The sequence below is a fragment of the Streptomyces flavovariabilis genome (genome assembly GCF_000725785.1).
GTDB lineage: Bacteria > Actinomycetota > Actinomycetes > Streptomycetales > Streptomycetaceae > Streptomyces > Streptomyces hawaiiensis.
Window position 1 is genome coordinate 790722 of record NZ_JNXD01000001.1, and the last position, 24449, is coordinate 815170.

The 24449-nt window shown below is 70.1% G+C and carries 17 protein-coding genes; 9 read left to right on the plus strand and 8 right to left on the minus strand.

Annotated features, from left to right (window positions below; all coding sequences use genetic code 11):
- Positions 1 to 57: 57 nt before the first annotated feature.
- Together IO24_RS0103525 and IO24_RS0103530 are read right to left on the minus strand one after the other, a co-directional pair.
- Positions 58 to 678, minus strand: a complete 621-nt coding sequence (locus IO24_RS0103525) for a DUF305 domain-containing protein (protein ID WP_031131663.1) — start codon at positions 676 to 678, stop codon at positions 58 to 60.
- Positions 675 to 1340 carry a DUF3105 domain-containing protein gene (locus IO24_RS0103530; RefSeq protein WP_031131665.1) on the minus strand — a complete coding sequence of 222 codons (666 nt, stop codon included), beginning with the start codon at positions 1338 to 1340 and terminating at the stop codon, positions 675 to 677. Before IO24_RS0103530 ends, IO24_RS0103525 begins: the two co-directional genes overlap by 4 nt.
- Before the next feature lie 190 nt (positions 1341 to 1530).
- On the opposite strand from IO24_RS0103530, the gene IO24_RS0103535 reads away from it, so the two are divergent.
- Positions 1531 to 1980: an RrF2 family transcriptional regulator gene (locus IO24_RS0103535; protein ID WP_031131667.1), complete on the plus strand. Its 450-nt coding sequence runs from the start codon at positions 1531 to 1533 to the stop codon at positions 1978 to 1980.
- Here the strand turns inward: IO24_RS0103535 and IO24_RS0103540 are convergent.
- The gene (locus IO24_RS0103540) at positions 1977 to 3170 is read right to left on the minus strand and encodes a globin domain-containing protein (protein ID WP_031131669.1); all 1194 of its coding nucleotides are present in this window, start codon (positions 3168 to 3170) and stop codon (positions 1977 to 1979) included. The two genes, IO24_RS0103535 and IO24_RS0103540, sit on opposite strands and share 4 nt — an antisense overlap.
- 294 nt (positions 3171 to 3464) lie before the next feature.
- Here IO24_RS0103540 and glnA point away from each other — a divergent pair, with 294 nt between their 5' ends.
- Positions 3465 to 4826 (plus strand): type I glutamate--ammonia ligase, encoded by a 1362-nt coding sequence (gene glnA, locus IO24_RS0103545; protein WP_031131671.1) that lies wholly within the window; start codon positions 3465 to 3467, stop codon positions 4824 to 4826.
- A 57-nt stretch (positions 4827 to 4883) separates the two neighbouring features.
- On the opposite strand, the gene IO24_RS0103550 is transcribed toward glnA, so the two are convergent.
- Genes IO24_RS0103550 through IO24_RS0103560 form a run of 3 tightly spaced genes read right to left on the minus strand, consistent with a single transcriptional unit; the run spans position 4884 to position 6548 of the window.
- A complete protein-coding gene (locus IO24_RS0103550; RefSeq protein ID WP_031131673.1) occupies positions 4884 to 5510 on the minus strand; it encodes a VOC family protein in 627 nt (208 codons plus the stop codon).
- A gap of 57 nt (positions 5511 to 5567) precedes the next feature.
- Complete coding sequence (locus tag IO24_RS0103555) at positions 5568 to 6014, minus strand: VOC family protein (RefSeq protein WP_031131675.1); 447 nt, start codon at positions 6012 to 6014, stop codon at positions 5568 to 5570.
- Between the two features lie 15 nt (positions 6015 to 6029).
- Positions 6030 to 6548 (minus strand): pyridoxamine 5'-phosphate oxidase family protein, encoded by a 519-nt coding sequence (locus tag IO24_RS0103560; RefSeq protein WP_031131676.1) that lies wholly within the window; start codon positions 6546 to 6548, stop codon positions 6030 to 6032.
- 148 nt (positions 6549 to 6696) lie between these two features.
- Between IO24_RS0103560 and IO24_RS0103565 the strand changes: the two genes are divergently transcribed.
- On the plus strand, positions 6697 to 9705 hold the full coding sequence (locus IO24_RS0103565; RefSeq protein WP_031131679.1) for a bifunctional [glutamine synthetase] adenylyltransferase/[glutamine synthetase]-adenylyl-L-tyrosine phosphorylase: 3009 nt from the start codon (positions 6697 to 6699) through the stop codon (positions 9703 to 9705).
- On the opposite strand, the gene IO24_RS0103570 is transcribed toward IO24_RS0103565, so the two are convergent.
- Complete coding sequence (locus tag IO24_RS0103570) at positions 9702 to 10634, minus strand: phosphatase PAP2 family protein (protein WP_078899138.1); 933 nt, start codon at positions 10632 to 10634, stop codon at positions 9702 to 9704. The two genes, IO24_RS0103565 and IO24_RS0103570, sit on opposite strands and share 4 nt — an antisense overlap.
- A gap of 93 nt (positions 10635 to 10727) precedes the next feature.
- Positions 10728 to 11762 carry a LacI family DNA-binding transcriptional regulator gene (locus IO24_RS0103575; RefSeq protein WP_031131684.1) on the minus strand — a complete coding sequence of 345 codons (1035 nt, stop codon included), beginning with the start codon at positions 11760 to 11762 and terminating at the stop codon, positions 10728 to 10730.
- A 402-nt stretch (positions 11763 to 12164) separates the two neighbouring features.
- Here IO24_RS0103575 and IO24_RS0103580 point away from each other — a divergent pair, with 402 nt between their 5' ends.
- The 6 genes from IO24_RS0103580 to pulA all read left to right on the plus strand — a co-directional run bounded on the left by IO24_RS0103580 (position 12165) and on the right by pulA (position 24391).
- Positions 12165 to 13433 carry an extracellular solute-binding protein gene (locus IO24_RS0103580; RefSeq protein WP_031131688.1) on the plus strand — a complete coding sequence of 423 codons (1269 nt, stop codon included), beginning with the start codon at positions 12165 to 12167 and terminating at the stop codon, positions 13431 to 13433.
- Positions 13434 to 13542: 109 nt separating this feature from the next.
- Entirely contained in the window at positions 13543 to 14547 is a 1005-nt protein-coding gene (locus tag IO24_RS0103585) for a carbohydrate ABC transporter permease (RefSeq protein ID WP_031131690.1), read from the plus strand.
- A gap of 14 nt (positions 14548 to 14561) precedes the next feature.
- On the plus strand, positions 14562 to 15470 hold the full coding sequence (locus IO24_RS0103590; RefSeq protein ID WP_031131693.1) for a sugar ABC transporter permease: 909 nt from the start codon (positions 14562 to 14564) through the stop codon (positions 15468 to 15470).
- Positions 15471 to 15614: 144 nt separating this feature from the next.
- A complete protein-coding gene (locus IO24_RS0103595) occupies positions 15615 to 17309 on the plus strand; it encodes a glycoside hydrolase family 13 protein (RefSeq protein WP_031131696.1) in 1695 nt (564 codons plus the stop codon).
- A 119-nt stretch (positions 17310 to 17428) separates the two neighbouring features.
- Complete coding sequence (locus tag IO24_RS0103600) at positions 17429 to 18802, plus strand: alpha-amylase (RefSeq protein ID WP_031131699.1); 1374 nt, start codon at positions 17429 to 17431, stop codon at positions 18800 to 18802.
- 192 nt (positions 18803 to 18994) lie between these two features.
- A complete protein-coding gene (pulA, locus tag IO24_RS0103605) occupies positions 18995 to 24391 on the plus strand; it encodes a pullulanase-type alpha-1,6-glucosidase (protein WP_031131701.1) in 5397 nt (1798 codons plus the stop codon).
- The last annotated feature ends 58 nt before the right edge of the window (positions 24392 to 24449 follow it).

Sequence of the window (24449 nt, forward strand, 5' to 3'; positions counted from 1 at the left end):
AGGGGCGTGCCGGGCGTGCCGGGCAGCGCACGGTACGCGGGACGCCGCGGACACCCCTCAGGGACGCGGCGCGGCGCCGCGCTCCTTGAGCATGTCCGCCATCAGGGAGATCTCCGACTGCTGCGCGTCCACCATGCCCTGCGCGAGCCGCTTCTCCACGCCGACCGTGCACCTGTTCACGCAGCCCTGGGCCATGTGGACGCCGCCCTTGTGATGGTCCGTCATCAGCTGGAGGTAGAAGACCTCCGCCTGCTTGCCGCTGAGCTCGCCGAGCTTCTTCATCTCGGAGTTGGTCGCCATGCCCGCCATCAGCGCGCCGTCCTTGCCGGAGGCCATGCCACCCATGTCCATCCAGGTCATCGGCGGCTCGGAGGACACCTTGGGCAGGCCCCACAGGTCGAGCCAGCCGAGCATCATGCCGCGCTGGTTGGCCTGCGTCTGCGCGATGTCGTACGCCAGGCGCCGGACCTCCTCGTCCTTGGTGCGGTCGCGCACGATGTACGACATCTCCACGGCCTGCTGGTGGTGCACCGCCATGTCCCGGGCGAAGCCGGCGTCCGCGGACTCGGCCGTCGGCGTCCTGCCGTTGCCGTCGTCCCCGGCGACGGCGTAGGTGATCGCCCCGGCCGCGACGAGCGCCGCCGCCGCGGCCCCGGCGACCAGCCCGACGTGCCTCACTTGGACAGGCCGTTCGTGCAGGCGGCACCCGGCTCGGGGGTCTGCTCGCCCTGGACGAACTTCTCGAAGAACTTGTCCACGTTCGGGTCGCTCGCACCCGTCACCGTGCGCTGGTGGCCCCACGCCGAGAGCATGATCGGGTCCTTCTGGTCGTCCATCGGGCTCATCAGCGTGTACGGCGTCTTCTTCACCTTCGCCGCGAGTACGTCGATGTCGGCCTTCTTCGCGTCGGCGTTGTACGTCACCCACACCGCGCCGTGCTCCAGCGAGTGCACGGCGTTGGTGTTGTCCAGCTGCTCGGTGTAGACGTCGCCGTTGCAGTTCATCCAGACCTGGTTGTGGTCACCGCCGACCGGCGGCTCGGAGGCGTACTTCACGGCCTTGCTGACGTGGTTGCGGGACAGCTTGCCCTCCCACGTCTTCACGCCGTCCTTGCCCGTCACGAACTTGCCCTTGCCCGAGGAGTCGCTCGCCGCGGTGTCACTGCCCTTGTCGTCCTGCGAGCGCACGAGCACGACGCCGCCGACGACGAGGCCGGTGACGATCACCACGCTGGCCGCGATGGTGAGGATCCGGTTGCGGCGCTCACGGGCCTGCTCGGCGCGCCGCATCTCCTCTATTCGCGCCTTGCGTGCCGTGCTGCCCTTGTTGGCGGAGCCCATGAGGTGTCCTTCGTGGGAAAAGTGACGGGGGGCTGATCGTAATGGGGGAGGCGGGGCGCCTCGTAGGGCTGCCACCGGAATGGGCCGAATCGATACGGCACCGACAGCTGCACGACAGGTTCACCGATCCCGGCGCCGGTCGCCCGCCGGATAATTTGAACCGCAGATTCCCATTACTTACGCTGCCTGCATGCGGCTGCTGCGCTCCACCGACCTCGCCCTGCGGGTCCTGATGCGGCTCGCCGTCGCGGGCGGGTCCAGCCCGACGACCCGGGACGTCGCGGACGGCATGGACGTGCCCTACACCCACCTGGCGAAGGTCGTCGCCGAGCTCCAGCACATGGGACTGCTTCAGGCCCGCCGCGGCCGCGGCGGCGGGCTCACCCTCACCGAGCAGGGCCGCACGGCCTCGGTGGGTGCGGTGGTCCGCGCCTTCGAGGGCGACGGCGACGTCGTGGACTGCGAGGGCCCCACCCCCTGCCCCCTCAACTCCGCCTGCCGCCTGCGCGCAGCCCTGCGCAGGGCCCAGGAGGCGTTCTTCGCCTCACTGGACCCGGTCACGGTGCAGGACATCGTGGCGGAGCCGACCGGGGTCCTGCTGCTGGGGATCTCGCGGGGAGCTGATCCCCGGGACGTCTAGGCCGACTGCCCCGCCAGCCACAGGTCCGGGCCGAACACCTCGTAGTAGATGTCGGCGGGGGCCACGCCCTTCGTGATCAGCTGGGTCCGCACCGCCCGCATGAACGGGAGCGGACCGCACAGGTACGCGCGCGTGCCCGGGGCGAGCGGAACGCCGGTGAGGTCGGCCAGGCCGGGGTGGGTGCCCGCCGGGGCGTCCTGCTCATACCAGAGGTGGACGGCCGCGTCCGGGAGCTTGGCCGCGTAGGCCTCGTGGTCGGTGCGCAGGGCGTGCGTCGCGGGGGAGCGGTCGGCGTGCACGACGGTGACCGGGGCGCGGTGCCCCGAGTCGGCGAGGTGGGCCAGCATCGCGGTCATCGGGGTCACACCGATGCCCGCCGAGGCCAGCAGCAGGGGCGTGTCGTCGGGACCGGCGTCCAGGACCAGGTCGCCGTACGGCTCCGACAGTTCCAGGACGTCACCCACCCGCACGCGCGCGTGCAGGTGGTTCGACACCTCGCCGTCGGGGGCCCCGCCCTCGCGCATGCGCTTCACGCTGATCTGCCGCAGGTCCGGGCCGGGCGCCCCGGACAGGCTGTACTGCCGTATCTGCCGGGCGCCGTCCGCGAGCGCGACGCGGACGGAGACGTACTGGCCCGCGAGGAAGTCCCGCACGGGGCCGCCGTCGGCGGGCCGCAGCCGGAAGGTGGCGACGTCGGCCGTCTCGGTGACCCGCTCGACGACCTCCCAGGCCCGCCAGGCGGGCCCGCCGCGCTCCTCGCGCAGCCGCTGCTCCACGGCGACGAGCGCGTTCGCCATCAGCCAGTAGACCTCGTCCCAGGCGGCGGCGACCTCCGGCGTGACCGCGTCGCCGAGGACTTCGGCGATGGCGGCGAACAGGTGCTCGTGGACGATGCGGTACTGCTCCTGCGTGACGCCGAGCGAGCCGTGCTTGTGGGCGATGCGCGCCAGCATCGCGTCCGGCCGCTGCCCCGGACGGTCCAGCAGGTGCGTCGCGAACGCGGCGACGGAACCGGCCAGCGCCTGCCGCTGGGTGCCGGAGGCCTGGTTCCCCCGGTTGAACAGGTCCCGCAGCAGCTCCGGGTGGGCCTCGAACAGGCCGGCGTAGAAACGCTCGGTGATCGTGCCGAGGGCCGCGCCGACGGCGGGGAGTGTGGCGCGGACGGTGGCGGCGGACTGCTCGGACAGCATCAGGGCTCCTCAAGGCTCGACTGTGCGCACGCTATTTAAACTTGCATATGAGATGCAAATTAAACGGGTGGCGCAGCGAGAGGAACCGGCCGTTACGGATGTCGGTGCGAGCAGGCACTATGGGCGGAAGAGCAGTTCACCCGCCGTACGTGAGGCGTTCGACCCCGGGCCGCCCGGGCGATCATGGTCCGCAACGCGTACGAAATGGTGGTGTGGTGGGATGCTCAGGTGCCCGACCGCCTCCCGTGGTACGGAAGACAGGCGGCCTGACCAGCAAGGATGGGGAAGCGGAAGATGGACAAGCAGCAGGAGTTCGTGCTCCGGACGTTGGAGGAGCGCGACATCCGGTTCGTACGCCTGTGGTTCACGGACGTGCTGGGCTTCCTCAAGTCCGTCGCCGTGGCCCCGGCCGAGCTGGAACAGGCCTTCGACGAGGGCATCGGCTTCGACGGCTCCGCGATCGAGGGCTTCGCCCGGGTCTACGAATCCGACATGATCGCCAAGCCGGACCCGTCGACCTTCCAGATCCTGCCCTGGCGCGCGGAGGCCCCGGGCACGGCCCGCATGTTCTGCGACATCCTCATGCCGGACGGCTCCCCGTCCTTCGCCGACCCGCGCTACGTGCTCAAGCGCGCCCTCGCCCGCACCTCCGACCTGGGCTTCACCTTCTACACCCACCCGGAGATCGAGTTCTTCCTGCTGAAGGACCGGCCCCTGGACGGCAGCCGCCCGACGCCCGCCGACAACTCCGGTTACTTCGACCACACCCCGACCAACGTCGGCATGGACTTCCGCCGCCAGGCGATCACCATGCTGGAGTCGATGGGCATCTCGGTGGAGTTCTCCCACCACGAGGGCGCGCCGGGCCAGCAGGAGATCGACCTCCGCTACGCCGACGCGCTGTCCACGGCCGACAACGTCATGACGTTCCGCCTCGTCATGAAGCAGGTGGCACTGGAGCAGGGCGTGCACGCCACGTTCATGCCGAAGCCCTTCTCCGAGCACCCCGGCAGCGGCATGCACACCCACCTGTCGCTCTTCGAGGGCGACCGCAACGCCTTCTACGAGTCGGGCTCGGAATACCAGCTCTCCAAGGTCGGCCGCTCCTTCATCGCGGGCCTCCTGCGGCACGCGGCGGAGATCTCCGCGGTCACCAACCAGTGGGTCAACTCCTACAAGCGCATCTGGGGTGGCGCGGAGCGCACCGCGGGCGCGGGTGGCGAGGCCCCCTCGTACATCTGCTGGGGCCACAACAACCGCTCGGCGCTCGTCCGCGTCCCGATGTACAAGCCCGGTAAGACGGGCTCCGCCCGGGTGGAGGTCCGGTCCATCGACTCCGGCGCCAACCCCTACCTCGCCTACGCACTGCTGCTGGCCGCCGGCCTCAAGGGCATCGAGGAGGGCTACGAGCTCCCGCCGGGCGCCGAGGACGACGTCTGGGCCCTCTCCGACGCGGAGCGCCGCGCGATGGGCATCGAGCCGCTTCCCCAGAACCTGGGCGAGGCGCTGACCCTCATGGAGCGCAGCGACCTGGTCGCCGAGACCCTCGGCGAGCACGTCTTCGACTTCTTCCTGCGCAACAAGCGGCAGGAGTGGGAGGAGTACCGCTCGGAGGTCACGGCGTTCGAGCTGCGGAAGAACCTTCCGGCGCTGTAGGTCCTTCCGGCACTGCAGGTCAGTTCCGCCGGGCCCGGCGGAACTCCCGCGGCGCGCTCACAGCGACGCGTCCTCCGACACCGTCGTCCACGCGAATCCGTCCGGGTCGGTGAACGGCCCGGCGTCGCTGGTGATGGTGAGGCGGTGGGAGCCGGTGCCCTCGGGGGAGACGCCGGCGACCTTGGCGAGGCCGCGGCGCTTGTACAGCGCCAGCTTGACGGGGCCCGGCCCGGTGGCGAACTCGACGTACTTGCTGCCGAAACTCTTGCCCACGGCCAGGCCGTGATCGACGTAGAACTGCTTGCCGGCCTTCACGTCCTCGACGCCGAGCAGCAGGACGAACTCGTCGACCTGCCGGGTCGCCGGGCCGGTGTTCTTCTTCGACGACGACGCGATCTGCCAGATCGTCCCGTCGGGGGCCTGGACGACGCCCCCGTAGCCCCAGAGCGACTTGGCGGCGGGCTTCAGCGTCGTCGCCCCGGCCTGCACGGCCGCGTCGACGAGGGCGTCCACGTCGGCCGGCTGGGAGACCACGAGCGACAGCGTGAACCCGCGGAAGCCGGAGGTCGGTGCCTCCGACGCCCGCAGGCGCAGCCGGTCGTCCAGACCGAAGGCGGTGGAGTAGAAGCGGTCGGCGGCGGCGAGGTCGGCCACCTCGAGGGTGACGGATGCGATGGAAGTCATGACAACGACGCTAATCGCGCTCCTGCACCCGTGCTTCTCGATTCCTGACCAGGTGTGTCAGGCCTGCTGCCGCTTCAGGTCCGCCAGCAGCTGGTGCAGCGGCTCGGTGGCCCGGCGCCGGTACTCCTGCACCGCCCATCCGTTGCCGTCCGGGTCCTGGAAGTGCATGAACGTGGCGCCGTCGTCGGGGGAGTACTGGACCGGTTCCGAGACGTCGAGGCCGCGTTCGACGAGTTCCGCGTGGGCCGCCTTGATGTCGGCGACGCACAGTTGCAGGCCCTGGTAGGAGCCGGGCGCAGGCGTGGGGCCGGGGGTCATCTCCCAGATCGACTCGCCGAGGGCGATCGAACAGCCGGAGCCCGGAGGGGTGAGCTGGACGATCCGCATCCCGGGCATGACCTCCTGGTCGATGTCCACGTGGAAGCCGACCTTGTCCCGGTAGAAGTCCCGGGCGCGGTCGATGTCGGTCACGGGCAGGGGAATGACTTCGAGGGTGAAGTCCATGGCGTGACTCCTTTGTCAGGCATCGGTGAACCGCCACCTCGTCTGGCTGAACGGCTCCCCCTTACCGAAGCCGAAAGCTGTGCGCGGCGCCACCGAGTAGACGGCCGCGCGGCCCGCGCCGTGGTGGAAATACCCCTCCCGTACCTCGTAGTGCCAGAAACTGCCGTACTTCGCCTCCCACACCGCGGCCAGTTCGCGTAGCCGGGCGTCGTCGGTGACGCGCCTCGCCTCGCCCTCCACGACCAGGTCGTATCCCTCGTTCCAGGTGTTCGTGCCGGTGGTCAGCACGACGTGCGGATTCTCCGCGAGGTTCAGCGCCTTGCGTTCCTCCGGGCCCGTGCAGAAGTGCAGGGCGCCGTCCGACCAGACGGACGGCAGCGGGGTGACGTGGGGCCGTCCGTCCGGTCGTACCGTCGTGATCCAGAACAGCTCCGCAGCGGTGAGCCGTGCCTGCGCCTCCTGCCAGTCCGTGGCTGTGGCCGTCTCGCTGCTGTAGCGCGGGTCCAGACGGGTCTGCGGGTGCATGGTGGTCATGGGTGTCCTCCCGGCCTCGGTGCCCACCAGTGCAGACTCCGCCCGCCTGACGAACTCATCGGCGCTTCCCCCGGCCCGTGCGGATAGGCTCGAAGCCGTACGACCTTGATCCGATGCATGTCCGAGGAACAGTGCGAGGGAGGCCCGGATGACGACGGCGCCGGGGCGCAGGAGCAGTACTTTCACGCGGCTGCTGCGGCACGGATTCACCGACGCCTCCGCCGCCGAGCGGCTCCTGGACAGCCTGGAGCTCGCGCCCCTGCGCGACGACCCGGTGCTGCTGGAGGCGCTGGGCGCCACCGCCGACCCCGATCTCGCGCTGCTCGGCCTCGTCCGGCTGCTGGAGGCCCAGCAGAGCCCCGGCGCCCGCCGGGAACTGCTCGACACCCTGATCGCGGCCAAGCCCCTGCGCGACCGCCTCCTCGGCGTGCTCGGCGCCTCCACCGCCCTCGCCGACCACCTCACGCGGCACCCGGACGACTGGCAGGCCCTCGTCATGTACGAGGCGTACGACCTGCACCCCGGGGTGGAGGAGTTCGAGGCCGGCCTCGCGGAGGCCGACGACCCGGTCTCCCTGCGGGTCGCCTACCGGCGCTGCCTGCTGTCCATCGCCGCCCGGGACGTCTGCGGCACCACCGGCGTCGCCGAGTCCGCCGCCGAGCTGGCCGACCTCGCCACCGCCACCCTGCGCGCCGCCCTCGGTATCGCCGAGGCGGCCGCGCCGGAGGACGCCGGCCTGTGCCGGCTCGCCGTCATCGCGATGGGCAAGTGCGGCGGCCACGAGCTGAACTACGTGTCGGACGTGGACGTCATCTTCGTCGGGGAGGCCACCGAGGGGACGGACGAGACCAAGGCCGTACGCGCCGCGACCCGGCTCGCCTCGCACATGATGCGGATCTGCTCCGAGACGACCGTCGAGGGCTCCATCTGGCCCGTCGACGCCAACCTCCGCCCCGAGGGCCGCAACGGCCCCCTGGTGCGGACCCTCTCCAGCCACCTGGCCTACTACCAGCGCTGGGCCAAGACCTGGGAGTTCCAGGCGCTGCTCAAGGCCCGCCCGGTGGCCGGCGATCTCGACCTCGGCGAGGAGTACGTCGCCGCCGTCCAGCCGCTGGTGTGGAAGGCCGCCGAGCGCGAGAACTTCGTCCCCGACGTGCAGAAGATGCGCCGCCGGGTCGTGGAGAACATCCCCGTCGCCGAGGTCGACCGCCAGCTGAAGCTGGGCCCGGGCGGCCTCAGGGACGTCGAGTTCGCCGTGCAGCTGCTCCAGCTGGTGCACGGCCGGGCCGACACCTCCCTGCGCAGCGGTACGACCCTGGACGCGCTCAAGGCCCTCGCCGCCGGCGGTTACGTCGGACGGTCCGACGCGGCCCAGCTCGACGAGGCCTACCGCTTCCTGCGCTCCCTGGAGCATCGCATCCAGCTGTTCCGGCTGCGGCGCACCCACCTCGTCCCCGAGGACGAGGCCGAGCTGCGCCGCATCGGCCGCTCCCTCGGCCTGCGCGCGGACCCGGTGGCCGACCTGCACCGCGAGTGGCGGCGGCACGCAGGTGTCGTACGCCGGCTGCACGAGAAGCTCTTCTACCGGCCGCTGCTCGACGCGGTCGCCCAGCTCGCCACCGGAGAGGCCCGGCTCAGCACCGAGGCGGCCCGGGAACGCATGGTCGCCCTCGGCTACGCCGACCCCGCCTCCGCCCTGCGTCACCTGGAGGCCCTGGCCTCCGGAGTCACCCGCAAGGCCGCCATCCAGCGCACCCTGCTGCCCGTGCTGCTCGGCTGGTTCGCCGACTCCGCCGACCCGGACGCGGGTCTGCTCAACTTCCGCAAGGTCTCGGACGCGCTCGGCAAGACCCCCTGGTACCTGCGGCTGCTCCGGGACGAGGGCGCCGCCGCACAGAACCTCGCCCGGGTGCTGTCCGCCGGCCGTCTCGCGCCCGACCTGCTGATGCGCGCCCCGGAGGCGGTCGCGCTGCTCGGCGACGGGGACGGCGGGGGTCTGGCGCCCCGGCCGCGCGCCCATCTGGAGCAGGAGATAGTCGCCGCGGTGAAGCGCGCCGACGGCGGAGCCCAGGCCGTCACGGCGGCGCGTGGTGTGCGCCGCCGCGAGCTGTTCCGTACGGCCGCCGCCGACATCGTCGGCTCCTACGGCACCGAGGAGCAGCCCGCCGAGGCGGATCAGGGCGCCCTGGTGGACCGGGTCGGTGCCGCGGTGTCGGACCTGACCGCCGCGACCCTGGCCGGCACGCTCCGCGCGGTCGTGCGGGACGGCTGGGGGGACGGCCTGCCCACCCGGTTCGCGATCATCGGCATGGGCCGCTTCGGCGGCCACGAGCTGGGCTACGGCTCCGACGCGGACGTGCTGTTCGTGCACGAACCGTTCGACGGCGTCGACGAGCGGGAAGCCTCGCAGGCGGCCGGCAAGGTCGTCTCCGAGATGCGCCGCCTGCTGCAGATCCCCAGCGCCGACCCGCCGCTGCTCATCGACGCCGACCTCCGCCCGGAGGGCAAGTCCGGGCCACTGGTCCGCACCCTCACGTCGTACGAGGCGTACTACCGCCGGTGGGCGCTGACGTGGGAGTCGCACGCGCTGCTGCGGGCCGAGCCGGTCGCCGGCGACGAGGAGCTGGGCCGCCGCTTCATCGAGCTGATCGACCCGCTGCGCTACCCGGCGGACGGGCTCGCCGACGAGGCCGTCCGCGACATCCGGCGGCTGAAGGCCCGCATGGAGTCCGAGCGGCTGCCGCGCGGCGCCGACCCCAAGCTGCACGCCAAGCTCGGGCCGGGCGGCCTGTCCGACGTGGAGTGGACCGTGCAGCTCATGCAGCTGCGGCACGGCTCGGCGGAGCCTGGCCTGCGCACCACCCGCACCCGCGAGGCCCTGGCCGCGGCCCGCACCGCCGGGCTCATCAGCGACGAGGACGCGGCGGTCCTCGACGAGGCCTGGGTCCTCGCGACCCGGGTCCGCAACGCGGTGATGCTGGTACGCGGCCGTGCCGGCGACACCTTCCCGACGGAGCCCCGGGAACTGGCCGCCGTGGGCAGGTATCTGGGATACGGCCCCGGCCACGCGGGCGACATGCTCGACGCGTACCGGCGTACGGCACGCCGGGCGCGCGGTGTGGTGGAGGAACTCTTCTACGGCATCACCGAGCGCTAGGGCCTGTCCGACAGCTCCCTGCCCGCTCGGCTGCGACGCCCGGCACGCCCCGGGGCCCCTCCGGTGCTGTACGCCTCCGCCGCGGGCCGGGGCTCGCCCGGTCTGGGTGCCGGCACGGTCTTCGGCAGTGCGTACGGCTGCCTGCCGTACCAGAGCCGCGCGACCGTGAACCCGAAGGCCAGGCACAGCACGCCACCGACCGCATCGAGCCAGAAGTGGTTGGCCGTGGCGACGATGACCACCAGCGTCAGCGCCGGGTACAGCAGGCCCAGCACCCGGGCCCAGGGGACCGCGGCGAGGGCGAAGATCGTCAGTCCGCACCACACGGACCAGCCGATGTGCATCGACGGCATCGCGGCGTACTGGTTGGACATGTGCTTCAGGTCGCCGGACGCCATCGAACCCCAGGTCTGGTGGACCATGACCGTGTCGATGAAGCCGCGGCCGTTCATCAGCCGCGGGGGTGCCAGCGGATACAGGTAGTAACCGGCCAGGGCGACGGCGGTGGTCGCGAACAGCACCGTGCGGGTTGCCGTGTAGCGGCCGGGATGGCGACGGTACAGCCACACCAGGACACCCAGCGTGACGATGAAGTGGAGCGTCGCGTAGTAGTAGTTCATCCCGACGATGAGCCAATGCACCGAGTTCACGGTGTGGTTGACCGACTCCTCGACGGCGATGCCCAGATGGTGCTCGGCCTGCCAGATCCAGTCGGCGTTGCGCAGGGCCTCGGCCCTCTGCTCGGGTACGGCGTTGCGGACGAGCGAGTACGTCCAGTAACTCATCGCGATCAGCAGGATCTCGAACCAGAACCGGGGCCGGCGCGGGGTGCGCAGCCGGCGAAGCGGACCACGCCCCGTTTCGGCCGCAACGGGGTCCGGGAGGGCCGCTTCCAGGCCCTCCGGCTTCGTTACGGTCGTTTCGCCCATAGGTGCAAAGTCTGCCAGAAAAGGACTTCCCCACCGATCATCCCGCGGCCCTGTCCGAGCCGCATGTTCTACGGCGAAATCAGGCCGCAGGGCTCAGGGGCGGCCACGTTCCCCAGGAGCCGAAGCGGTCGAACCGCGCACCACCAGTTCGGGCATGAACACGAACTCGCTGTGCGGCGCGGGCGTTCCGCCGATCTCCTCCAGCAGCGTGCGCACCGCCGCCTGACCCATCGCCGGGACCGGCTTGCGGACCGTGGTCAGGGGCGGGTCGGTGAAGGCGATCAGCGGGGAGTCGTCGAAGCCGACCACCGAGATGTCCTTCGGCACGTCCAGACCCAGCTGCCGGGCCGCCCGGATCGCGCCCAGCGCCATCATGTCGCTGGCGCACACCACGGCCGTGCAGTTCCGCTCGATCAACGCCGTGGTCGCCGCCTGACCACCCTCCAGGGTGTACAGGGAGTGCTGCACCAGCTCCGACTCGACGGTCTCGGCGCTCAGGCCCAACTGGTCCTGCACCGTGCGCACGAACCCCTCGATCTTGCGCTGTACCGGCACGAACCGCTTGGGCCCGAGGGCCAGACCGATCCGGGTGTGCCCCAGGGACACCAGGTGCGTGACCGCGAGGCTCATCGCCGCCCGGTCGTCGGGGGAGATGAACGGCGCCTGCACTTTCGGCGAGAAACCGTCGACCAGTACGTAGGGCACGCCCTGGGCGCGCAGCCGGTCGTAGCGCTGCATGTCGGCGGTGGTGTCCGCGTGCAGTCCGGAGACGTAGATGATTCCGGCGACCCCGCGGTCCACGAGCATCTCCGTGAGCTCGTCCTCCGTCGAGCCGCCCGGGGTCTGGGTGGCCAGCACCGGGGTGTAGCCCTGCCGCGTCAGCGCCTGGCCGATGACCTGCGCCAGGGCCGGGAAGATCGGGTTCTCCAGTTCCGGGGTGATCAGGCCGACCAGGCCCTCGCTGCGCTGGCGCAGGCGCACCGGGCGTTCGTAGCCCAGGACGTCGAGGGCGGCCAGCACGGACTGGCGGGTGGTGGCGGCGACACCCGGCTTCCCGTTGAGGACGCGGCTGACGGTCGCTTCACTCACCCCCGCCTGCACAGCGATGTCGGCAAGCCGTGTGGTCACAGCACTGGACTGTAGCGGCCGGGGTTCTCCTTGCACACCGACGGGACGCCTGATGCGCGCCGTCGCACGGCCCGCTGCGGGTGGCTTGGTCATCGCGGTCCCTCGAAGTCGTGGTCGGCGTCCGATCCGCAACGGATGATTCCCCCGGCGGACGCGCATGGCAAGTGCTTGCAGAGTCTTGCACAGCTGTCCGACTCCCTGCCGAACAGCTGGATATGCGGGCTGCGCCTGGGTCGAGGAGAGGCCGAGGGGAGGTCACAGCGGGATAACCATCCGCATCTCTTGCACCTTTTTGCTGCAAGGTCTTTCGCAACTCGTTGCAGCGCGGCTAATCTCACCGACGCCCGGCCGCCAACGGCGCAGTCGGCAGCACGAACGGGCTTTCACCCTCAAGGAGAACTCATGCGGCGTGGCATAGCGGCCACCGCGCTGGTGGCGTCCCTCGCCCTCGCGGCGACGGCCTGCGGCGGAAGCGACAGCGGCGACGAGGCCGGCGGCCCGGTCACCATCACCTGGTGGGACACCTCCAACGCGACCAACGAGGCGCCGACGTACCAGGCCCTCGTCAAGGAGTTCGAGGCCGCCAACAAGGACATCAAGGTCGACTACGTCAACGTCCCCTTCGACCAGGCGCAGAACAAGTTCGACACCGCCGCCGGTTCCAAGGGCGCCCCCGACGTGCTGCGTTCCGAGGTCGGCTGGACCCCCGCCTTCGCAAAGAAGGGCTTCTTCGCGCCGCTGGACGGCACCGAGGCCCTCGCCGAGCAGGACAAGTTCCAGCCCAGCCTGATCGAGCAGGCCAAGTACGAGGGCAAGACCTACGGCGTCCCCTTCACCACGGACACCCTCGCCCTCGTCTACAACAAGGCCCTGTTCAAGAAGGCCGGCGTCGAGGCCCCCAAGACCTGGGACGACCTGAAGAAGGCCGCCGCCACGATCAAGGACAAGACCGGCGTCGACGGCTACTGGGGCTCCACCCAGGCCTACTACGCCCAGTCCTTCCTCTACGGCGAGGGCACCGACACCGTCGACGCCGACGCCAAGAAGATCACCGTCTCCTCGCCCGAGGCCAAGAAGGCCTACGGCACCTGGCAGGGCCTGTTCAAGGGCAAGGGCCTGCACAAGGCCGACACCACCGCCGACGCCTACGCCCACATCCAGGAGGCGTTCGTCAGCGGCAAGGTCGCCTCGATCGTCCAGGGCCCGTGGGAGATCACGAACTTCTACAAGGGTTCGGCCTTCAAGGACAAGAACAACCTCGGCATCGCCACCGTCCCGGCCGGCTCCACCGGCAAGACGGGTGCCCCGACCGGCGGCCACAACCTCTCCGTGTACGCGGGCTCGGACAAGGCCCACCAGGAGGCCTCGCTGCAGTTCGTGAAGTTCATGACCTCGGCCAAGGCCCAGGAGACCATCGCGCTGAAGAACTCCACGCTGCCCACGCGGGAGGACGCCTACACCGCGAAGGTCAAGGCCGACCCGGGCATCGCCGGCTACCAGGGCGTGCTGTCCGCCGCCCAGCCGCGCCCGGCGCTGCCCGAGTACAGCTCCCTGTGGGGTCCGCTCGACGACGAGCTGATCAAGATCGCCGGCGGCAAGGAGTCCCTGGACAAGGGCCTCGGCAACGCCGAGACCGCCATCGCCAAGCTGGTGCCGGACTTCTCCAAGTGACCGCCGCGTGGCCGCCGGATCCCCCCGTCATGGGGGAGGGGGCCGGCGGCCACCGGCCCGCGCCTGGGCAGCCCCCTGACCTCCTTGAACCTCCAGAAGGTGTCGAACCATGACAGTCGCCATCGACCGAGCGACCGGCAAGCGGCGCGGTGAGCGGGAACCACGGCCCGGACCGGTGCAGCGGCTGAAGAACGGCCTGAACAAGCACTGGTACGCCTACGCGATGATCGCCCCGGTGGCGATCGTCCTCGGCGTCCTCGTGCTGTACCCGCTGGCGTACGGCCTGTACCTGACGCTCACCGACGCCACCAGCCTCAACACCGCCCGCACGATCGGCGTCAACGAGATCGACGCCACCTACAAGTTCATCGGCCTGGACAACTACGCCGACATCCTGTGGGGCCCCACGGCGTACGACCGGTTCTGGTCGCACTTCCTCTGGACGATCTTCTGGACGGCGGCCTGCGTCACCCTGCACTACGGCATCGGTCTCGGCCTGGCCCTGCTGCTCAACCAGAAGCTGCGCGGCCGCACCCTCTACCGCATGATCCTGGTGCTGCCCTGGGCGGTGCCGACCTTCGTCACCGTGTTCGGCTGGCGGTTCATGCTCGCCGACGGCGGCATCATCAACTCCGGCCTGGAACTGCTGCACCTGCCGACGCCCTCGTGGCTGGAGGACACTTTCTGGCAGCGGTTCTCCGCGATCATGGTCAACACCTGGTGCGGTGTGCCGTTCATGATGGTCTCGCTCCTCGGTGGCCTGCAGTCGATCGACGCGAGCCTGTACGAGGCCTCCGAGATGGACGGCGCCGGCGCCTGGCAGCGGTTCCGCTACGTCACCCTGCCCGGTCTGAGGTCCGTCAGCACGACGGTCGTACTCCTCGGCGTCATCTGGACCTTCAACCAGTTCGCCATCATCTTCCTGTTGTTCGGCAACACCGCCCCGGACGCCCAGATCCTCGTGACATGGGCCTATCACCTGGGCTTCGGGCAGCAGCCGCGTGACTACGCCCAGTCCGCCGCCTACGGAATCCTGCTCCTGTCCATCCTGATCGTCTTCACCTCCTTCTACCGCCGCTGGCTGAACCGCAACGAGCAGCAGCTCGCGATCTGAGGCAGGAGTCCGAAATGAGTACGACCACCGTCGAGACCCCCGCCCCGGCGGCCGGGCGGCGCCCCGCGGGCGCCCCCGGCAGGACACGCCGGCGCGGCGAGCAGACCCGCGCGGCCGCCCTCGCCTCCCACGCCGTGCTGATCGGCGCGAGCCTGACCGCGCTCTTCCCGGTCGCCTGGCTGGCCTTCCTGTCCCTCGGCCCGGACAAGGACGACTACCTCCACCCCGGGCGCATCTGGGGCAAGATGACGTTCGACAACTACGCGTTCGTCCTGCAGGACACCGGCTTCTTCGACTGGCTGAAGAGCACGCTGGTCGTGGTGCTGGGCACGACGGTCATCGGCGTCGTCGTCGCCGCGTCCACCGGCTACGCCGTCTCCCGGATGCGGTTCCCCGGCTATCGGAAGCTGATGTGGGTGCTGCTGGTCACCCAGATGTTCCCGATCGCGGTACTGATCGTGCCGATGTACCAGATCCTCTCGGATCTGCAGCTCATCGACAGCTACCTTGGTCTCATCCTTGTCAACTGCACCACGATCGTGCCGTACTGCGCCTGGCTGATGAAGGGCTATTTCGACACCATCCCGTTCGAGATCGACGAGGCCGGGCGCGTCGACGGGCTGACCCCCTTCGGCACGTTCGCGCGGCTCATCCTGCCGCTCGCCAAGCCGGGCCTCGCGGTCGCGGCGTTCTACAGCTTCCTCACGGCCTTCGGTGAGGTCGCGTTCGCTTCCACCTTCATGCTGAGCGACGACAAGTACACGTTCGCCGTCGGTCTGCAGACGTTCGTGAGCGAGCACGACGCACAGCGAAACCTGATGGCCGCGACGGCTGTGCTGATCGCCATACCGGCCGCCCTGTTCTTCTACCTCGTGCAGAAGAACCTGGTGACCGGGCTCACCGCAGGTGGCACCAAGGGGTGACCCCGCGCCCCCCGGGGCGCTGCCCGACAGCACTCCACAAGCCCGAGGCGGCCGCGGCGCCCATCCGACCCCGCTGTGCCGCGGCCGCCTCGTCACCACCCCACGCCTCACATGACCACAACCTCGTTACGCATCAAGGACGACATGAGCCAGCACTCAGCTGCACCTGCCCCCACCTCCGCGTCCGCCGTGGCCGCCGTCGCCAAGCGCCGCGACTGGTGGCGGGACGCGGTGATCTACCAGGTGTACCCGCGCAGCTTCGCCGACAGCAACGGTGACGGCATGGGCGACCTGGAAGGTGTCCGCACCCGCCTGCCGTACCTGCGCGACCTCGGCGTGGACGCCGTGTGGCTCAGCCCCTTCTACGCCTCGCCGCAGGCCGACGCCGGCTACGACGTCGCCGACTACCGCGCTGTCGACCCGATGTTCGGCAGCCTCCTGGACGCCGACGCGCTGATCCGCGACGCCCACCGGCTGAACCTCAGGGTCATCGTCGACCTGGTCCCGAACCACTCCTCCGACCAGCACGAGTGGTTCAAGCGGGCCGTCGCCGAAGGTCCGGGCTCCGCGCTGCGGGAGCGTTACCACTTCCGCCCCGGCAAGGGCAAGGACGGCGAGCTGCCGCCCAACGACTGGGAGTCGATCTTCGGCGGCCCGGCGTGGACCCGCGTCACCGAACCCGACGGCACGCCCGGCGAGTGGTACCTGCACCTCTTCGCCCCCGAGCAGCCCGACTTCAACTGGGAGCATCCGGCGGTCGGCGACGAGTTCCGCTCCATCCTGCGCTTCTGGCTGGACATGGGCGTCGACGGCTTCCGGATCGACGTCGCCCACGGCCTGGTGAAGGCCGAGGGGCTGCCCGACCTTGGATCCCACGACCAGGTGAAGCTGCTGGGCAACGATGTCATGCCGTTCTTCGACCAGGAGGGCGTGCATGAGATCTACCGGCAGTGGCGGCTCGTCCTCGACGAGTTCGCGGGGGAGCGCATCTTCGTCGCCGAGGCCTGGACACCGACCATCGAGCGCACGGCCCACTACGTCCGCCCCGACGAGCTGCACCAGGCCTTCAACTTCCAGTACCTCAGCACTCACTGGGACGCCGAGGAGATGCGCGAGGTCATCGACCGCACCCTGGAGGCCATGCGCCCGGTCGGTGCCCCCGCCACCTGGGTGCTGTCCAACCACGACGTGACCCGGCACGCCACCCGCTTCGCCAACCCGCCGGGCCTCGGTACCCAGATCCGCCTGGCCGGAGACCGCGAGCTGGGGCTGCGCAGGGCCCGGGCCGCGAGCCTGCTGATGCTGGCGCTGCCCGGCTCGGCGTACGTCTACCAGGGCGAGGAGCTCGGACTGCCCGACGTCGTCGACCTGCCGGACGAGGTGCGCCAGGACCCGGCGTACTTCCGGGGCGCGGGCCAGGACGGTTTCCGGGACGGCTGCCGGGTGCCGATCCCGTGGACCCGGACGGGTTCGTCGTACGGCTTCGGTGACGGCGGCAGCTGGCTGCCGCAGCCGGAGGGCTGGGGCGAGCTGAGCGTCGAGGCGCAGACCGGTGAGCCCGGCTCGACCCTGGAGCTGTACCGGGCCGCGCTCGCGGTGCGCCGGGAGCAGCCCGACCTCGGCGCCGGCACGTCGGTGGAGTGGCTGCGGGCGCCCGAGGGCGTGCTGGCCTTCCGGCGCGGGGAGTTCGTGTGCGTGGCGAACACCACCGGCGAGTCGGTGGCGATGCCGGCGTACGGCCGGGTGCTGGTCGCCAGCGGGGAGGTCGTCCAGGTCGACGACGAGGCGAAGGTGCCCGCCGACACCACGGTGTGGTGGACCACGGCGATCACCGCCTGATTTTCCTTTGAATTTGGTACGGCCCGCTGCCCTTTCGGGCGGCGGGCCTCTACTATCTGCGTCACCGCAAGGTTTCTGAACCTTGCTGCAAGAACCTTCAACGACGAAGGAAACCCCACATGGCACGCAGATACCTCGCCGCCGCCGTGGCGCTCGCCGCGGCTTCGGTTGTCATGAACCCGACTGGTGCGCAGGCCTCCCCACCCGGCACCAAGGACGTCACCGCCGTCCTCTTCGAATGGAACTTCGCCTCGGTCGCCCGTGAGTGCACCAGCACCCTCGGGCCCGTCGGATACGGCTACGTCCAGGTCTCCCCGCCCGCCGAGCACATACAGGGCCCGCAGTGGTGGACCTCGTACCAGCCGGTCAGCTACAAGATTGCCGGTCGGCTCGGCGACCGCACGGCGTTCCGGAACATGGTGAACACCTGCCACGCGGCCGGTGTGAAGGTCGTCGTCGACACCGTCGTCAACCACATGGCGGCGGGCGACGGCACCGGCACCGGCGGCTCGCCGTACGGCAAGTACGACTACCCGGGCCTGTACTCCCCGCCCGACTTCGACGACTGCACGAGCCGGATCGGCAACTATCAGGACCGCTGGAACGTCCAGCACTGTGAACTGGTGGGCCTGGCCGACCTGGACACCAGCGAGTCGTACGTCCGTGGCGCCATCGCCGGGTACCTGAATGACCTGCTCTCGCTCGGCGTCGACGGCTTCCGTATCGACGCGGCCAAGCACATGGATGCCGCCGACCTGGCGAACATCAAGTCCCGGCTCAACAACCCGTCGGTGTACTGGAAGCAGGAGGTCATCCACGGCTCCGGCGAGGCCGTCCAGCCCACTGAATACACGAGTAACGGCGACGTCCAGGAGTTCCGCTACGCCTACGACCTCAAGCGGGTCTTCAACAACGAGAACCTCGCCTACCTGAAGAACTACGGCGAGGGCTGGGGCTATATGAACAGCGGTGTCTCCGGTGTCTTCGTCGACAACCACGACACCGAGCGCAACGGCTCCACCCTCAGCTACAAGGACAACGCCACCTACACCCTGGCCAACGTCTTCATGCTCGCCTGGCCCTACGGCGCACCCGACATCAACTCCGGCTACGAGTTCACCGACCACGACGCCGGCCCGCCGAACGGCGGCCAGGTGAACGCCTGCTGGCAGAACGGCTGGAAGTGCCAGCACAACTGGCCCGAGATCAAGTCCATGGTCGGCTTCCGCAACGCCACCCGGGGCCAGGCCGTCACCGACTGGTGGGACAACGGCGGCGACGCCATCGCCTTCGGCCGGGGCGGCAAGGGCTTCGTGGCCGTCAACCACGAGCCGGGCACCCTGACCCGGACCTACCAGACCTCGCTGCCGGCGGGCACGTACTGCAACGTGCAGAACAACACGCCGGTGACGGTGAATCCGAGCGGGCAGTTCACGGCCACCCTGGGCCCGAACACCGCCCTGGCCGTCTACGCGGGCAAGTCCGGCTGCTAGCGGCGGACTCCCTCAAGGTGCGAAGCGGCCCCCGCGGCACGTCCCGTGCGGCAGGGGGCCGCCGGACGGGACCAACTCCGGTGGTTGAAAGTTCTTTCCAATGCTTTCAGGACTCTTGCTGTAAGCGTTTCGGCGGCGATACGGTCGCGCGGGGTCGGACCCGAGAGAGCCGCAATCGCTAGGAGCCCATCTGTGATACCGAGATGGCCGGTGCCGTCCAGGCGCCGAACCGCCCGTGCCGGACGGGTCGCCGCGGTCACCGCCGCCGCGCTGGCCGCCACACTCGTCCAGCCGCTCGCCGCCGGGGCGGCCACCCCGCCGGCGCCGCCGTCCGACGCCGCGCTGGCCGCCCAGCCGGCCCGGCACGACGCCACCCGTGAGCAGTTCTACTTCGTCCTGCCCGACCGTTTCGCCAACGGCGACCCGCGCAACGACAAGGGCGGCCTGACCGGCTCCCGCCTCACCACCGGCTACGACCCCACCGACAAGGGCTTCTACCAGGGCGGCGACCTCAAGGGCCTGACCAAGAAGCTCGACTACATCAAGGGCCTGGGCACCACCGCCCTCTGGATGGCCCCGATCTTCAAGAACCAGCCCGTGCAGGGCACCGGCTCCGACGCGTCCGCCGGCTACCACGGGTACTGGATCAACGACTTCACCCAGGTCGACCCGCACTTCGGCACCAACAAAGACCTCGAGACCCTCATCGACAAGGCCCACGCCAAGGGCATGAAGGTCTTCTTCGACGTCATCACCAACCACACCGCGGACGTCGTCGACTACGAGGAGAAGTCCTACGACTACCTCTCCAAGGGGGCCTTCCCGTACCTGACGAAGGACGGGAAGCCGTTCGACGACGCCGACTACGCGGACGGGAAGCGGGACTTCCCGGAGGTCGACCGCGACTCCTTCCCGCGCACGCCCGAAGTGACCCGGAAGAACAAGGTCCCGTCGTGGCTCAACGACCCGACGATGTACCACAACCGCGGCGACTCCACCTTCGCCGGTGAGAGCTCCACCCACGGCGACTTCTCCGGCCTGGACGACCTGTGGACCGAGCGGCCCGAGGTCGTGCGGGGCATGGAGAGGATCTACCAGCGCTGGGTGCGGGACTTCGACATCGACGGCTTCCGGATCGACACCGTGAAGCACGTCAACATGGAGTTCTGGACGCAGTGGGCCACCGCCCTCGACGCGTACGCCGCCAAGCGGGGCCGGGACGACTTCTTCATGTTCGGCGAGGTCTACTCGGCCGACACGAACGTCACCGCCCCCTACGTCACCCGGGGCCGGCTCGACGCCACGCTCGACTTCCCCTTCCAGGAGGCGGCCCGCCAGTACGCCTCCCGGAGCGGGAGCGCGCAGAAGCTCGCGGGTGTCTTCGGCGACGACTACAAGTACACGACCGGCAAGGCCAACGCCTACGAGCAGGTCACCTTCCTCGGCAACCACGACATGGGCCGCATCGGTTCGTTCCTCGAGCAGGACAACCCCGAGGCCACCGACGCCGAGATCCTCGCCAAGGACAAGCTCGCCAACGAGCTGATGTTCCTCAGCCGCGGCAACCCGGTCGTCTACTACGGCGACGAGCAGGGCTTCACCGGCCCGGGCGGCGACAAGGACGCCCGGCAGACCATGTTCGCCTCCCGTACCGCCGACTACCTCGACGACGACCGGATCGGCACCGACCGCACCCACGCCGAGGACGCCTACGACACGAAGGCGCCCCTCTACCGGCAGATCAGTGCGCTTGCCGAGCTCCGCAAGGCCAACCCGGCCCTGACCGACGGCGTCCAGCAGGAGCGGTACGCGGCCGACGGCCCGGGCGTCTACGCCTTCTCCCGAACGGACGCGAAGAACGGCACCGAGTACGTCGTCGCCTTCAACAACGCGGGCGAGGAGAAGACCGCGACCTTCCCGGCCGGCTCGGCCGGCATGACCTTCAAGGGCATCCACGGCACCGACGCCACCCTGAAGAGCGACAGCGGCAGGAAGCTCACCGTCACCGTCCCGGCCGGCTCGGCGATCGTCCTCAAAGCGGCCGGAAGGCTCGCCGAGCCCGCCACCGCGCCGGCGGTCACCCTGAAGGCCCCCGCGGCCGGCGCCACCGGCACCGTCGAGCTCAGCGCCGACGTGGACGGCGGGCAGCTCGACCGGGTCGTCTTCGCCGCGCAGACCGGCAACGGAAAGTGGCAGGTCCTCGGCTCCGCCGACCACGCCCCGTACAAGGTCACCCACCCCATCGGCCAGGACGTGGCCCCCGGCACGGCCCTGCGCTACAAGGCCGTCGTGGTCGACTCGGCCGGCCGCACCGCGAGCGCCCTGGCCGCCTCCACCACCGGCACCCCGCCCGCCGAGGAGCCGCCCACCGCGTCCTCCCGCGACTACGCGATCGTCCACTACCAGCGCGCCGACGGGGACTACGCCGACTGGGGCCTGTACGCCTGGGGCGACCTCGCCGAGGGCGAGACCACCGAGTGGCCGGACAGCCACCCCTTCACCGGCCGCGACGCCTACGGCGCCTTCGCCTGGGTCAAGCTGAAGCCCGGCGCCTCGCACGTCAACTTCCTCGTCATCGACAAGGACGGCGACAAGGACGTCGCCGCCGACCGCACGATCGATGTCACCAGGACCGGCGAGGTCTGGATCGAGCAGGGCAAGGAGACCGTCACCACCGAGCGCCCCGATCTACCGGCGCCCGACAAGACCAAGGCCGTCCTGCACTACCACCGGGCCGACGGGAACCACGACGGCTGGGGCCTGCACGTGTGGACCGGTGCCGCGAACCCCACCGACTGGTCGAACCCCCTGAAGCCGGTGAAGACTGACTCCTATGGCGCTGTCTTCGAGGTGCCGCTCACCGAGGGTGCCACCAGTCTCAGCTACATCATCCACAAGGGCGACGAGAAGGACCTTCCCACCGACCAGTCGCTCGACCTCAAGGCGAACGGCCACGAGGTGTGGCTGGTGAACGGCCAGGAGAAGTACCTGCTCCCGCAGCCCGCGGGCAGCGCGGCCGCCCTCGACCCGACCACCTCCAAGGCGGTCTGGATCGACCGGAACACCCTCGCCTGGAACGGCTCCGACGCCGCCGCCTCCACCCAGCTGCTGTACTCCCGCGACGGTTCGATCGCCGTGAAGGACGGCGCCCTGACCGGTGACGCGACGTGGCTGCGCCTGTCGAAGAGCGAGCTGACCGACGCCCAGAAGGCGAAGTTCCCGCATCTGAGGGAGTACGACGCCTGGACCGTCGACCCACGCGACCGCGACCGGGTCCGCGAGGCCCTGCGCGGCCAGGTCGTCGCCACGCAGCACACGGCGAACGGGGCCGTGCTCGCGGCGACCGGCGTCCAGATCGCCGGAGTCCTCGACGACCTGTACTCCGGCGCGACCCGGGCCGGCCTGGGCCCCACGTTCTCCGAGGGCCGCCCCACGCTGTCCGTCTGGGCGCCGACCGCACAGCAGGTGGCCCTGGAGATCGGTGACGCCACCGTCCCGATGAAGCGCGACTCCGCCACCGGCGTCTGGTCCGTCACCGGCCCGAAGTCCTGGAAGAACAAGCCCTACCGGTACGTCGTGAAGGTCTGGGCGCCCAGCGTCCGCAAGGTCGTCACCAACAAGGTCACCGACCCCTACGCCCTCGCCCTCACCGCCGACTCCGAGCGCAGCCTCGTCGTGGACCTGGACGACAGGGCGCTCAAGCCCTCCGGCTGGTCGTCGTACGCCAAGCCCAGGGCCGTACCGCTGAGGGACGCGCAGATCCAGGAGCTGCACATCCGGGACTTCTCCGTGGCGGACCGGACGGCGAAGCACCCCGGCACCTACCTCGCCTTCACCGACAAGGCGAGCGACGGCTCGAAGCACCTGCGTGAACTGGCGAAGGCGGGCACCTCCTACGTCCACCTGCTGCCCGCCTTCGACATCGCCACCATCCCGGAGAAGCAGGCCGACCAGGCGAAGACCGACTGCGACCTGGCCTCCTTCCCGGCCGACTCCGACAAGCAGCAGGAGTGCGTCGGGAAGATCGCCGCGAAGGACGCCTACAACTGGGGCTACGACCCGTACCACTACACGGTCCCCGAGGGCTCCTACGCCACCGATCCGGACGGCACCGCCCGCACGGTCGAGTTCCGCAGGATGGTCAAGGCCCTCAACGACGACGGGCTGCGGGTCGTCATGGACGTCGTCTACAACCACACCGCCGCGAGCGGCCAGGCGGACACCTCCGTCCTGGACCGGATCGTGCCCGGCTACTACCAGCGGCTCCTCGCCGACGGCTCGGTCGCCGACAGCACCTGCTGCGCCAACACCGCCACCGAGAACGCCATGATGGGCAAACTCGTCGTCGACTCGGTCGTCACCTGGGCCAAGGAGTACAAGGTCGACGGCTTCCGCTTCGACCTCATGGGCCACCACCCGAAGGCCGGCATCCTCGCGGTCAGGAAGGCCCTCGACGCGCTGACCCTCGCGAAGGACGGCGTCGACGGCAAGAAGATCATCCTCTACGGGGAGGGCTGGAACTTCGGCGAGGTCGCCGACGACGCCCGGTTCGTCCAGGCCACGCAGAAGAACATGGCCGGCACCGGCATCGCCACCTTCTCCGACCGCGCCCGCGACGCCGTGCGCGGCGGCGGCCCCTTCGACGAGGACCCCGGCGTCCAGGGCTTCGCGTCCGGTCTGTACACGGACCCCAACTCCTCAAAGACCAACGGCACCCCGGCCGAACAGAAGGCCCGCCTGCTGCACTACCAGGACCTCATCAAGGTCGGCCTCTCCGGGAACCTGGCCGGCTACCGGTTCACCGACACCGCCGGTAAGGAGGTCAAGGGCTCCGAGGTCGACTACAACGGCGCCCCCGCCGGATACGCCGACGCGCCGGGCGACGCCCTCGCCTACGCCGACGCCCACGACAACGAGTCCCTGTTCGACGCGCTCGCCTTCAAACTGCCCGCTTCGACGAGCCCGGCCGACCGGGCCCGGATGCAGGTCCTCGCCATGGCGACGGCCACCCTCTCGCAGGGCCCGGCCCTCTCCCAGGCGGGCACCGACCTGCTCCGCTCCAAGTCCCTGGACCGCAACTCCTACGACAGCGGCGACTGGTTCAACGCCGTCCACTGGAGGTGCGAGGACGGCAACGGCTTCGGCCGCGGCCTGCCCATGGCGGCCGACAACGCGGACAAGTGGCCGTACGCCAAGCCGCTGCTGACCAAGGTCGAGGTGGGCTGCGAGCAGATCGAGGGCACCTCGGCCGCGTACCGCGACCTGCTGCGGATCCGGAGCACCGAGAAGGACTTCTCCCTCGGCACGGCCGGGCAGGTGCAGTCCCGGCTCTCCTTCCCGCTGTCCGGCAAGGACGAGACACCCGGCGTGATCACCATGCGGCTCGGTGACCTCGTCGTCGTCTTCAACGCCACTCCTCAGCGGCAGGAACAGCGCGTCCCCGCACTCGCCGGGGCCGGATACCGGCTGCATCCGGTCCAGGCGGCGGGGGCGGACGCCACCGTCAGGTCCTCCTCCTACGCGGCGGAATCGGGCACGTTCGCCGTTCCGGGGCGCACGGTCGCCGTCTTCACCCGGGCCGCCGGATAGCGCACCACGCGGGGCGGGGCAGTCCGTGACCCACGGGCTGCCCCGCCCCCATGTGCCG